Annotated in this window: 10 protein-coding genes; 3 read left to right on the forward strand and 7 right to left on the reverse strand. The window is 37.6% G+C overall.

What is annotated here, in order from left to right; translation table 11 throughout:
• From FPQ10_RS11320 to mecA, 3 genes are all read right to left on the reverse strand, one after another.
• A partial coding sequence (locus tag FPQ10_RS11320; protein ID WP_186278667.1) for a competence protein CoiA occupies positions 1-1,074 on the reverse strand: 1,074 nt, incomplete at its 3' end.
• A gap of 19 nt (positions 1,075-1,093) precedes the next feature.
• Positions 1,094-2,608, reverse strand: a complete 1,515-nt coding sequence (gene cls, locus FPQ10_RS11325) for a cardiolipin synthase (RefSeq protein ID WP_144163618.1) — start codon at positions 2,606-2,608, stop codon at positions 1,094-1,096.
• Positions 2,609-3,464: 856 nt separating this feature from the next.
• Entirely contained in the window at positions 3,465-4,166 is a 702-nt protein-coding gene (gene mecA / locus FPQ10_RS11330) for an adaptor protein MecA (RefSeq protein ID WP_144163619.1), read from the reverse strand.
• Between the two features lie 381 nt (positions 4,167-4,547).
• On the opposite strand from mecA, the gene FPQ10_RS11335 reads away from it, so the two are divergent.
• Positions 4,548-5,240 carry a TerC family protein gene (locus FPQ10_RS11335; RefSeq protein ID WP_144163620.1) on the forward strand — a complete coding sequence of 231 codons (693 nt, stop codon included), beginning with the start codon at positions 4,548-4,550 and terminating at the stop codon, positions 5,238-5,240.
• A gap of 49 nt (positions 5,241-5,289) precedes the next feature.
• Here FPQ10_RS11335 and spxA read toward each other — a convergent pair whose 3' ends face one another.
• The 4 genes from spxA to FPQ10_RS11355 all read right to left on the reverse strand — a co-directional run bounded on the left by spxA (position 5,290) and on the right by FPQ10_RS11355 (position 9,122).
• Entirely contained in the window at positions 5,290-5,685 is a 396-nt protein-coding gene (gene spxA / locus FPQ10_RS11340) for a transcriptional regulator SpxA (protein WP_144163621.1), read from the reverse strand.
• A gap of 270 nt (positions 5,686-5,955) precedes the next feature.
• Positions 5,956-6,543 (reverse strand): GNAT family N-acetyltransferase, encoded by a 588-nt coding sequence (locus FPQ10_RS11345; protein WP_144163622.1) that lies wholly within the window; start codon positions 6,541-6,543, stop codon positions 5,956-5,958.
• Positions 6,544-6,810: 267 nt separating this feature from the next.
• Positions 6,811-8,037: a putative glycoside hydrolase gene (locus FPQ10_RS11350; protein WP_144163645.1), complete on the reverse strand. Its 1,227-nt coding sequence runs from the start codon at positions 8,035-8,037 to the stop codon at positions 6,811-6,813.
• A gap of 266 nt (positions 8,038-8,303) precedes the next feature.
• Positions 8,304-9,122 carry a ZIP family metal transporter gene (locus tag FPQ10_RS11355; protein WP_144163623.1) on the reverse strand — a complete coding sequence of 273 codons (819 nt, stop codon included), beginning with the start codon at positions 9,120-9,122 and terminating at the stop codon, positions 8,304-8,306.
• Between the two features lie 392 nt (positions 9,123-9,514).
• Here FPQ10_RS11355 and FPQ10_RS11360 point away from each other — a divergent pair, with 392 nt between their 5' ends.
• Complete coding sequence (locus FPQ10_RS11360) at positions 9,515-11,572, forward strand: catalase (RefSeq protein WP_144163624.1); 2,058 nt, start codon at positions 9,515-9,517, stop codon at positions 11,570-11,572.
• A gap of 325 nt (positions 11,573-11,897) precedes the next feature.
• A complete protein-coding gene (locus tag FPQ10_RS11365) occupies positions 11,898-12,206 on the forward strand; it encodes a DUF378 domain-containing protein (RefSeq protein ID WP_144163625.1) in 309 nt (102 codons plus the stop codon).
• Positions 12,207-13,027: the final 821 nt, after the last annotated feature.

The raw sequence follows: 13,027 nt of genomic DNA on the forward strand, positions 1-13,027 counted from the left end.
AACCCAACCGTGTGGTGTTTTTTGAAGATAACCGAATAAAGTCAGTAAGGAAAGATATTCATATAGCGGATGAACAGATGACGTAGAATATTGCATAGTAACTGTTTTTGCAAAAGATTCGGTACAGACCATTAAAGCTTCTGTCCAAGAAATACACTCGCCAATGTTTTTCTTTTGCCAGCAGTTCAGTAGGAATTGTGTTTGCCAAACGTAATTAGGAATAAGTAAACGGTGATTTGATTGGACCGGTAAGTGCACACAGGCTGGGAGGTATTGAGGATGAAGATACTTTTGATATAACATCGACATGAACTTCTTGTCGACTTCTGAAGCGTACTTTTGTTGCTTGGAACGTAGTTGCTGTTTTTCTTTCAACCAATACGATTTAAAGCGATTCCAAGGAATGTTCGTTGGCAAGCTTTGAAATGTTTCTAATCCTACCTGTCTGAGTGATCGATGCGTGCGTTGGACAAAACTTCGTAAATGTGAGGAATAAAATTGTGATAATAGGGTCAGTCTTTTTTTGGAAGTAGAATAAAATAAAAGGATTGGTTGATTAAAAGGAGGTTCTTTCATAATTGCAGATTTCAAAAGAGGTGAGAGTCGAAAGGAGTGATTATATAGAGATTTTAAATAACGTTCACCAAAAATCCAGATTGGCACAAATCCTGCCTGTCGAATTCCTGTTGTCCTTGTTTCAAATTCTTCTAATGAAATGGGAGCGCATTGATATTCAAAGGCAATAGCTGTTTTACCAACTCTTGCGACGACATCAATGCGCTGATCGACTTCAAGTAGTGAATATTCCAAGGCGGAAGGATAACCATGATTCTGGCACCATTGATATAATTCCATTTTCCCATTCAGATGCTCTGCTGATTCTCCTTGTTGCATTGAACAATTGCTCGTTTGTTCATGCGCGAAGTGAGGAACGTTGATCCTCCCGGCCTTCAGAATGACTTTCTCATTACATTCGGGACATGTAAAGGATTCGTGACGAAGTTGGCTGATTTCTTGCTTATTCTTTTTATAAGCAGTAATCAATTTACCGTACTTATTTTTTGCAACCAGCAAGGGCAGCCCTCCTCTCATTTTATAATAATGGAGATAATAAGCGGAAAAATGATTCCATCACACGGATAAAAATAGAACGTTTATTAAATGTTTCAGGGACCAACTCGTTTGAGTCAAGAAAGTCTCTTTCAAAATCTTCTTTAAGTTCAATCGTACTATCTGTTTTAAAGAGAAAAGCATTCACCTCAAAGTTTAAATGAAAGCTTCTCATATCCATATTGGACGTACCAATGCTTGCTAATTCGTCATCAACTAACATGACCTTACTATGCATAAAGCCTTTTTCGTATTCAAACACCCGGATTCCTGCATCAAGCAACTCTGCAAAATAAGACCGAGATGCATGAAAAACCACACGTTTATCAGGCTTGCTAGGAACTAACAAACGAACATCCAGCCCACTTAGACTAGCGACTTTCATTGCTGTTAACACGTCATCATCAGGAATAAAATACGGAGATGCAATCCAGATTTTTTTCTTCGCGGATATGATCATCGCAAAATAAAGCTTTTTAATCGTTTCCCATTTATTATCAGGGCCTCCAGCAATCATCTGGACGCCACCCTGAATTTGATTATGATCTAAAACTTCAGGTTGAAGATACTTATGCTCCAAGAGTTGTTCGTCCGTTTCATATTGCCAGTCTCTCAAGAAAATCAATTGCAAACTTCGAACAGACTCACCGCGAACGTATAGATGCGTATCTCGCCATTTACCGTACATTTTTACTTTGCCTAAATATTCATCACCAATATTCAAGCCACCCATGAAACCGATTTTTCCATCAACAATAACGATTTTACGATGATTTCTATAATTGATCCGACTCCCAATTAACGGGAATCGAACAGGGGCAAATGCTTGAACATGAACTCCTGCTTCCTTCATTTGATCAAAATAGAGTCTAGGTAATGCCCAGCAACCAACGGCATCATATAAAAATCGCACCTCTACACCTTGCTTGGCTTTCTCGATTAACACTTCTTGAATTTGTTTTCCAATTTGATCATTACGCACAATATAATATTCCAGGTGAATATGATGCTTTGCTTCCTTTAAAGCTGCGATCAACTCTGGAAACTTCTCTGCTCCATTGGTAAGTACATGCGTATCCGTGTTAAAGGATATCGGAGAATTTCCGAGTTCCTGTGCCAAACGAAAAAACATTTTTTGATGGTCGCCCATTTGCTCAATTTCTTCATGGTCAAATATCCGGCTGACTTCAAACATGTTGAATGCTTTTTCATCTGCTTCTTTTTTCTTTTCGAAACGCTTTTTCTTTTTGTAATTTCGTCCGAATAGCAAGTAAAAGAAGAAGCCGATTACTGGAAATACGGCAAAAATAAGAATCCAATTTAGTGTTTGTGATGGGTCCCTATTTTCAATGAAGATTGTAAAAACAATTAATGTTGCCGAGACGATAATAAAAATCGTGACAGTACCGATTAATTGACCTTCCAAAAAACTGTAAGTTATCCATCCAGTTATAACCAATAATCCTAAAAATAATGACACTTGCACCCATTTAAGCATCATAAAGCCCCTTTTTATGTTAACTCCTAAGATCGATGACTATTGCTACCATACTCAATAGCCCATAATTATTCAATTGCCCATTATCTCATTATACCATGAGCAAATTGAAGTTTCAGTCAATAGTATGCTTGATTTAATGCATTTGTTTATAATAATTAAAAATTACCCTTTTTACAGATTCTTTTTGGCAGCAGAATAAATTTAATCGGTGGCTCTGCGTAAATTTCGTGAAAAAGGGCTCCCTATATAATCAAATGGAATCGATGGTTTGTCATTCGGTTGAATAAAGATTTCCTATTCACCCGAATCGAGGCGCGCATTCGTTATTCGGGCGAATTGACTGCCTCTATAAACCCGAACCGAGGCGTGCATTCATTATTCAGGCGAATTGATTGTCTCTATAAACCCGAATCGAGGTGTGCATTCATTATTCGGGCGAATTGACTGCCTCTATAAACCCGAATCGAGGCGTGCATTCGTCGTTCGGGCGAATTGACTGCTTCTATTCACCCGAACAGAGGCGTGCATTCGTCGTTCGGGCGAATTGACCGTCCCTATAAACCTGAATCGAGGCGTGCATTCATTATTCGGGCGAATAGACTGCCTCTATACACCCGAACCGAGACGAGCATTCGTTGTTCAGGCGAATAGACTGCCTCTATACACCCGAATCGAGACGAGCATTCATTATTCAGGCGAATAGACTGCCTCTATACACTCGAATCGAGACGAGCATTCGTCGTTCGGGCGAATAGAGTGTCAATAATTTATCGATCACAAGATGCCATCATATGTAACATGCTTCTTAGAAAATAAGACAAAAAAATAACTGACAAAAGATGGTTGTCAGTTATTAAAACGTTTCTCTCAATTGTTTTAATGCATTTTGTTCAAAAATACTGGTTCCATACTCGACGAGAAGGTGAATCGTTTCGCTCGTTTCTTCACCATATTCCAAGATGCGGCTAATATAGTTCTCTTGCTCTGTTTCACTTAAGAATCCAATCGGAAAGTTAACATACAAGTAATATTGATTTTCTTTTGCAAAAAACTGATCCTCAATAAACCGTGTATCCCGAATGGAATGACTTAAAGAAATAGCGTCTTCCAGATCATCGAATTTCACAGTCATATTCAAATCTTCATCTTCTTCAGGCGCTGTTTTCGTTCGTTTTGAACCTCTCGCATAAGCCTCTTTTTTCCTTTGTTTGTGAGGAACACTGTTTTCGATTAGTGATTCAATTTTTTCATTCATACTCGTATCCATCGGTGTTTCTTCTCCATCTGGAAATTCCAGTTTAGAACCGTCTTGAGATATTTCTGCTTTCGTAACGACGATTTCTAAGCCTTTATCCATCGCTTGCACTTGAATCCATAATGGACCATCAATATTAAACGTCTCTCTGTCGTTAACTTCATCCATCATTTCCCAGAAGAGTTGCTCACCTTTATCGCGGTTATACCAGATATCTTCCCGTTTAAAGCCACGATCTTCAATGTCTCTGTATGATATATAAAATTTCAACGTATTTTCATTGATACGTTCTATTTCCATTTATCGTCCTCTCCCTTCGAATTATTTTGAGGAAGGATTACGTTTCTTCTTACTAGTGTATTACCCGTAATCAAAATCATTCAATCATCGCATAAATCAATATACTTATTCATATTGTATGGTAACTACATCGATTTGGTATGGACAATTTATAAGTTCCATATTCGCCCTTGAATCGGACAAGCGATACTTCTCGTCTAAACTTTGATTTTCTATAATCGCTTAAGAAATTCCTTCAACTTTTTTCTTTATTTTTATCTAGTTTTAAAAATTAATTATAAAGGATTTTATCTCTTTGAACAACTAAATTGCTCTCGTACTCGATTGTGATTTATTGCCAACTGGAATCACCTTTTTGCGATTAAAATATGGAGGTTTATTATGGAAATATTTTTTACAGAACTATTCACTGATTTAAACTGGGATATCTTCAAGGCTGTATTAATTATTATTGGTTTGGATTTAATCCTTGGAGGTGATAATGCAGTTGTCATTGCAATGGCTAGCCGGAACCTACCTGAACGACTACAAAATAAAGCAATTGCACTGGGAACAATTCTCGCGGTTTTCATTCGTTTTTTACTCGCTTGCGTCGCCATCTATTTACTCACAATTCCTTATTTACAATTAATCGGTGGATTGTTTTTACTTTATATTGCCTTTTCTTTACTAAAAGATGAAGAGGACGACCAAGAAATCCAAGCATCTGGTACATTATTTGGAGCAGTTAAGACGATTGTTATTGCTGATGTTGTCATGGGATTTGATAACGTTTTGGCAATTTCAGCGGCTTCCAATCAAAATTTTCGACTAATTTTGTTTGGATTGGCTGTTTCTGTTCCGATCATCGTTTTTGGGAGTAGATTAATTTTATTTGCCATGAAAAAGTATCCGTTAATCATTTATTTTGGTGCATCTTTATTAGCTTATACAAGCGGAGAACTAATGTTAAATGAAAAGAAACTTGAAACGTTTATTGAATCCGTACCATACATCCAAATTGGTTTACCAATCTTTCTAATTCTTGTCATATGCTTTTATGGCCGGTCAAAAAACATACCCATAAAAGCATAGAAAAACAGCCACCATGTAGTTTACACAATGACTGTTGACATCCTATTTTTTAATTTACCATTCGCTGTGCTTCTTTTAACTGGAAAGAACGAACTTTCCGAGGTAAGAAACGACGAATCTCATCTTCGTTATAACCGACTTGAAGTCGCTTATCATCCAAGATAATTGGTCTTCTCAATAATCCAGGATTGTCCTGAATCAATTTAATCAACTTTTTCAATGGTAATTGATCTAATCCCACGTCTAAGGTTTGGAATACCTTTGAACGTGTAGAGATAATCTCATCCGTACCATCTTCAGTCATGCGAAGAATTTGTTTAATTTCATCTTCGCTTAAATTCTCAGAGAAGATATTGCGTTCGTTGTAAGGTATTTCGTGTTCTTCTAGCCACGCTCTTGCCTTTCTACAAGATGTGCAGCTTGGTGAAGTAAATAATGTTACCATGCCATTCACTCTCCTTAAAGGGCTTTCAACACGAGTTAAAATATTTTAAAATCGCTATTAGATTAAAATAACTTTAATTTACTTGGGTATGACTTAAGTATACTACAATCAATCTGATATGAATAGGTGGATTCAGCATTTGTAATCAAAACTTCATATTTGCTATTATTCGCTTTAGTTAAGTATTACCCTGTATATATTATTATAAACCTAAAAGTTGGATTTTTTTAAAATAAAAAAGCTGCCTCTTCTACTAGGCAGCTGTAAACCTTACGTGGATTGCAATTCATTAGCATCTTCAAAAATATCCGTCTCTCTTTTTCTGCGTTTAAATACTTGGTCAACGGGCTGATAGCTCTCCCCATATATTTCTTTATCTTTATATGTGTGTATGTCCACATATGTTTTTTTCATTTTCTCATAAATCTGTTCCTCATCTTCATCGATTGGTGACCAAAATAAAATTTCCAGTGGATTCACTTCATTCGTTGCAATCGATTTTTTCTCATAACCAATCGTTTTAGCATGTTGAAAATTCTCTCGTTCATAAAACCTCAGCCGTTTAGCCGTGTCTGTATCTTCGTAATCTATAGGTTCCACTTCAAGAATAATGGGTTTACCCTTTGATTTTAGCTGTTCGAATAATTGCTTTCCTATTCCTTTACCACGAGCTTTTGATGATACATATACATAGTCAACGAAAACAAATTGCTCATATTCAGCATACATCAATACATGATCTTCACTCTCATCTTTGTGATAAACATTTCCTTTTTCATCTAATAAAATCTCAAAGTGTTCTTTCGATTTCATTTCTTCAATTGGAAAGTATTCATTTAACTTTTCGTACCAACTCATATTTCCGCTCCTTTATCGACCAAATTAATTTCTGATTTTTCACTTACATTTATTTAGTCTATAGGAAGGCGATTAGAAAGTTAAACCGCATTAAGCTTGATTATTCAGCTTTGAATTGGATTAAATGGAATCAGGATCACCTTAACTCCTGTATTCGTATAGATCCACTTAATGCCTTTCGGATGGATCAGTTTATGGAAATTAATAACTTATTTAATCCAAAAAAGTGCCGTAGAAAGATTTAACTTTCTACAGCACTCCCTGTAACTATTTCGGATCGAAGTTGACCCCTTCTGTATATTGATTTCCTGCGTTCCAAATCAGATATTCGTAAATTTCATTATCGTATAAAGCACGGATTTGAGCCTCTACTTCTTCTTTTCCATATGTGAACGCCTGACCAGACGGATATAACCAACTGGCTGTGAAATCTTGAATCCATGGTCTGGAAATCGGTCGGTCCTCAAGTTGGCCCAACAATTCATTTTCCTTTTTACTGTATTCATCAACAAGTTTATATGGTTCGGTATCAGGATTTTCAATACCAAAATAAGATGTCCAGTGACTTGGATAAATCATGGAAGAGATCACATCAACGTTATCGGCAATCTGTAGGAAGTTTTGCCCGATGCCTGGTGCTTCTTCAATCGTTGCCGTATAGCCGAAGATATCTACAGAAACATCTACATCATAAGCTTCTAGTTCCTTATTTGCATATTCTACGAAGCTAGTCACCGCATTGACACGCTCTTTTATGTTATTTAAGTCTGCTTTATCAAAATCTCCTCGACTATATTCAAGTGATTCATCACGTTTTTCAAAACCTTCTGGGAAACGGACATAATCAAATTGAATTTCCTGAAAACCCATTTTTGCTGCTTCTTTGGCAATTTCAAGATTATACTCCCAAACATCTTTAATAAATGGGTTAACAAAAGCTTCTCCTCGACCATTTTTCCATATGGATCCATTTTCTTTAAATGACCATTCAGGTTTCTTTTCTGCTAGTTTCGTATCTTTGAAAACAACAATTCTAGCAACTGGGTAAATCTCTTTTTCTTCCAATTCTTGCATCATTGCTTGAGGGTCTTTAATATACTCTTGAGAAAATTCGCTATATAACTTATCTTCATCTTCCACTTTGTATGTGATATTTCCAAAATCATCTTTAATATCAATGACCATTGTATTTAATGCCGTAGAAGAAATCAGATCCGTCAAGTAATTAAATCGTTCACCACCTGCCGAATGACCTGTAACGTAAACGCCTCGAACTGCATCCGGATACTCAAAATCAAAACCAGTTTGATAAACGAAACGAGGGACAGGATCAGGTAGCACTTTCTCCGCTAATTCTGTAGAGAATTGCGTATGTAACTGCACGACTTGTCCTTCTTTTTCTTCTTCTTCTTCTTCTGCATGAATTGACATTCCAAATAACAGCGTAACTGATATCACTATGAGAATCTGTGCAAAAATCTTGTTGTTCTTCATCATATACTATCCCCCATCTATTACTCATACAATAAGTCTATTATATTATGTTTTCACTGTAAATGGGACTTATTTCTACAATTTTTTCAGGTCTATCAAAATAGCATTTATGTGGGTTACTAAACATCGAAAACTTTAAAGAACTTGGCCGGTCGTAAATTTCTCTTCAACCGATATTCTTATTTCCCGCCAACTTAGTGGCTAAAACTCGACTGACCAAAATCAACCATAATAAAAGAGCGGAGTTTACTCCGCTCTCAGTAAATTTAGCCTAATGCAACGTCTAAAATCATCATGATGACAAAACCAATCATTAACCACATTGTCGCCATATCTTTATTCCCATTTTCTTGTGAGCCAGGTATGACTTCCTCGACAACAACGAAGATCATTGCACCCGCTGCAAAACTTAGTGCATAAGGAAGCGTTGGCGCCATCCATGTTACTGCTAAAAAGCCGACGATTGCAGATATCGGTTCGACCATTCCTGAAAACTGTCCGTAAAAAAAACTTCTAAAGCGTGACATTCCTTCACGTCGAAGTGGCAAGGAGATCGCAGCACCTTCAGGTATATTTTGAAGGCCAATTCCTAATGCGAGTGTACTTGCTCCGATAAGAGCTGTTGTCGAATCAACAGCAGAAGCAACCGCACCAAACGCTACCCCGATCGCCAGACCTTCAGGAATGTTGTGAAGTGTTACAGCCAGAATTAACAATGTACTCCGTTTTCTTTTTTCAGGTTGATATCCTTCCGGTTGATTCCGTCTTGCATAAGCATGCATATGAGGTATTAGTTTTCCCATTGCCCATAAGAAGATTGCACCAACAAGGAATCCGATCGCAGCAGGTAGCCAACCAGGTAGCCCGCTCTCTTCTGCTCTGCTGATTGCTGGGGATAACAATGACCAAAAACTGGCTGCAATCATTACGCCTCCCGCAAATCCAAGCATACCGTCCATAATTTTTAAATTAACTTTCTTTGCTACAAGCACGGATGCAGCGCCTACTGATGTTGTTAGCCACGTAAATAATCCTGCAATTAATGTTTGATTAAATAAACTTAAATCCATAAACCAATCAAGCATAAGTTGATCTCACTTCTTTCTATTTTAAATTCAAAATTCATTAGTCAATTTACCATATGTGAAATATACCAAAAGTGTTTCCCTTGGTCAACATTTATTTTAAAATACTTAAAAACCAAGCACCTGTGGCTTTTGCTCACTAATCAATTCTATGCTTGCCTTCGAGTTTTGGCCCTTCCGTCAATTCGTAGCTCCTCAGTTGAATGATTTTACTGTTCTTTTGGAATCTTGTCTTTGATTAATTACCCCATTCATTCTGACATTAATTATGGTTGCAGTAATTTTAAATGCGATCAGAACATTTATTCATTGACTGCATAACCGTTCTAATTATGCAAACCATACATACAGATATAAATGGACATAAATTCAATGATAGGATGGATGATTATATGAGTGAAGATTTATCAAAAGATCAAAATAAGCGTGCAACGAACCCAAAACAAGAGCAACTTGATCAGTATCGCATCCAAAATACCGGTAAGCCTATGACAACGAATCAGGGAAGGAAAATATCCAATGATTCAGAGACGTTAAAAGCAGGTGAACGAGGTCCTTCATTACATGAAGATGTTCATTATTTCGAAAAAATGACGCATTTTGTGCAAGAGGAAGAACCTGAGAGAGTTGTGCATGCAAGAGGTTACAGCGCACACGGTGAGTTTGAATGTTACCAATCAATGCAGCATGTGACAAAAGCATGCTTCCTGAATGAACCAGGTAAAAAAACGCCTTTAACCGTCCGCTTTTCAACGGTCCAAGGGCCAAGAGGTTCTTATGATACCGCAAGAGACTTACGCTGTAAGGGAGTTAAATTCTATACAGAAGAAGGAAACTATGATTTAACGACGATTGCTATGCCGGTTTTGATCAATCAAGATCCAATGAAGTTCCCTGATGTTATCCATGCGTATCAGGCTAAATCGGATGATGATATACCGACTGCAACTGGAGCACATGATCACTTTTGGGATTATGTAGCGAATAATCCGGAAGCACTTCACATGGTGCAATGGATTATGTCAGATCGAGGGATCGTCAGAAGTTACCGAATGATGGAATCTTGGTCGATCAATACGTATTTGTTTGTCAATGAAGAAAATGTCGCGACATTTGTCCGTTTTGTTTGGAAACCAGTGCTTGGAACGCATTCCTTGCTTCAAGACGAAGCGATGAAACTAGGTGGAATTGATCCCGATTTTCATCGAAAAGATTTACGTGAAGCGATTGATAAAGGTTTTTATCCAGAATATGAATTAGGTGTTCAACTGATCCCTTTAGAAGATGAATTTAAATATGACTTCGATATTCTTGATCCGGCAAAGTTTTGGCCGGAAGAACTCATTCCTGTACAACTAGTCGGTAAATTGACACTCAATAAAAATATTGATAATTATCATACGGAATCTGAACAAGCTGCTTTTAATCCAGGAAATGTTATTCCAGGAATCGATTTTTCAAGTGACCCGATATTACAGGGCAGACTGATCGCCTATCAAACGGCTCAAGCTCATCGTATCGGGCCGAATTTTCAAGAATTGCCAATCAATAAGCCTGTCTGTCCGTTTCATAATAACCAACGTCGTGGACCGATGCGTTACCGAATCGATGTGGACCAAGTAAATTACCATGAAAATTCAATGGCGAATAATACACCATACACGACACCCCCTGAAGCTGGTGGTTATGAACATTATCCTCAGAAAGTGGATGGTCGGGTCGTTCGTGGTCGAAGTGAATCATTCAATGATTTTTTTACCCAACCACGCATTCTTTGGAATAGTTTAACACCAGTTGAAAAGAAACATACAATACAGGCTTTCAGCTACCAATTAGGTAAGGTGGAAAGTGAATCGGTTCGCCAGCAAAACGTCAACTTATTAGTGAACGTGGATCGAGAGCTTGCTTGTACTGTTGCTGACAATATTGGTGTTGAACATCCTGATGGGACGCATGTTCCTGTCACGACAAGCTATCCATCATTAAGTATGGCCAATATGCCATTTTATGCAGCCACACAAAAAGTCGGCGTACTAATCGGGAATGGCTTTGATGAAAACGAAGTGACTAATGTAATTCAGTTTCTAGAGAAGAATGATGTATTTGTCGATATTATTAGTGAACGACTTGGTACAGTGACAAGTAAAAACGGTATGCAACTAAAGCCGAATAAAACATTTTTAACGACCAGTCCTTATTTATATGATTCCATCTACATAGTAGGTGGAGAATCCAAACAACAAGCCAAATTCATGAATGATATCTCCGAATTTGTGCATAACGCCTACAAGCATTACAAACCAATTGGTGTTGCGACGACTGGTCAGCCTTATATACAAGCATTTGAGAACAATAACTTATCAGGTGTCGTATTTGCGGCTAACAATCCAAATTTCAATCAAGATTTCCTATCTGCGATTGCACAGCAACGATTTTATGACCGAATCTAAAAAGTATGTTATTGATACATCCCCGTACGAACGATTTTGAATTTTTGATCGTCGTACGGGTTTATACTTGAATGCGTCATCAAATCACTCCGCTTTTTATTCATTTCACTCTCCCTTTGATCCTCTCCATTCAATCTTTTTTTATGATTTTGTATGAATCTTTTTCAACTGCACAAGCTAGGGATGAACATTCTTTATGTACCAGTTTATCAAATAACAGATGACGTTTAGACGAGCAGGAAACGTTACACGTTATGGAATGATCGAAAACCCATACTTGAGCAAATATCATTTACAGCTGAACTATAATCAGGGGGGTGAATATGTGAACACTGCAAAACGAATCGCATTATTACTTGTAATTATTGGGGCAATCAACTGGGGCCTAATTGGTTTTTTCCAATTTGACTTAGTCGCATCACTTTTTGGTGGGCAAGATTCCCTTCTATCTAGAGTTGTATACGCACTCGTCGGGCTAAGTGGTCTTTATGCGATATCAATTTTATTTGATTCAGAAAGTGAAACTGCCTCGTCTTCGGCAGGGACATTACAATATGGAACAGAATTCAGTGAAGAAGATGATTTCACAGCACTGGAAGAAGAAAGACCAGATGATGATTTCGATTTACGTTAATTGTCAACCTGGAATGTATAATGTGAAAGCATTCGTTCAATTTGACGATGTCTTGTGATCGCGAAGACAGTCTAGCCACATTCAGTTATTCCTTTTCAACCTTATCAATGGAAAAATGTCATACGAATGAAGAGGCACTGACTTCGGTCGGTGCCTTTTTGGTGCTTATACTTTAATATTGAATCAGAGGAAGCCGACACCACAGCGCTCAGGTAGGAAGAAATTTGATAGCCAGCTAAAGTTCCATTTTAATTAGGCTTTGTACTAATCAGGGATAGCGAGATTAAATAATGCGCTACCCTCGATTAGAGGCGTTCTATTCCATGGTAGCGAAGGAAATTAATGCGCTACCCCCGATTAGAGGCGTTCTATTCCATGGTAGAGCGGCAAATTAATTCGCTACCCCCGATTAGAGACGTTCTATTCCATGGTAGCGAAGGAAATTAATGTGCTACCCTCGATTAGAAGCGCTCTATTCCATGGTAGAGCCGCAAATTAATTCGCTACCCCCGATTAGAAATGTTCTATTTAAGTATAGCGACGAAAAACGGTGGTCTTCTCCTCAAAAATTGCGTTTGACCTCTGATGATCATCCGGAACTGGATTTAGGTAGATACGTTTATCCCTCCCTTATTTTCAAAGCCGCATGTCCCGCCAATCCACTCTTAAGCGTTTTAACTGCCCCCAATAGTTGAGGAAATAATTTTTAATATATGATAAAATCAACGAGTAAACCACATGATTTACCTATAACATTAGCGGCGATTCGTTAACCATCATGAGAAATGAAAAATTCCTACATAGAAAATTTGAAAGGATGA

It is taken from the genome of Allobacillus sp. SKP2-8, from assembly GCF_007559355.1.
In the GTDB taxonomy this organism is placed as follows: domain Bacteria; phylum Bacillota; class Bacilli; order Bacillales; family Alkalibacillaceae; genus Allobacillus; species Allobacillus halotolerans.

What these genes read in the sequence shown, in the direction of transcription:
- cls (WP_144163618.1), bottom strand. Translation starts at nt 2,608, where the DNA reads ATGCTTAAATGGGTGCAAGTGTCATTATTTTTAGGATTATTGGTTATA.
- mecA (WP_144163619.1), bottom strand. Translation starts at nt 4,166, where the DNA reads ATGGAAATAGAACGTATCAATGAAAATACGTTGAAATTTTATATATCA.
- FPQ10_RS11335 (WP_144163620.1), top strand. Translation starts at nt 4,548, where the DNA reads ATGGAAATATTTTTTACAGAACTATTCACTGATTTAAACTGGGATATC.
- spxA (WP_144163621.1), bottom strand. Translation starts at nt 5,685, where the DNA reads ATGGTAACATTATTTACTTCACCAAGCTGCACATCTTGTAGAAAGGCA.
- FPQ10_RS11345 (WP_144163622.1), bottom strand. Translation starts at nt 6,543, where the DNA reads ATGAGTTGGTACGAAAAGTTAAATGAATACTTTCCAATTGAAGAAATG.
- FPQ10_RS11350 (WP_144163645.1), bottom strand. Translation starts at nt 8,037, where the DNA reads ATGAAGAACAACAAGATTTTTGCACAGATTCTCATAGTGATATCAGTT.
- FPQ10_RS11355 (WP_144163623.1), bottom strand. Translation starts at nt 9,122, where the DNA reads ATGCTTGATTGGTTTATGGATTTAAGTTTATTTAATCAAACATTAATT.
- FPQ10_RS11360 (WP_144163624.1), top strand. Translation starts at nt 9,515, where the DNA reads ATGAGTGAAGATTTATCAAAAGATCAAAATAAGCGTGCAACGAACCCA.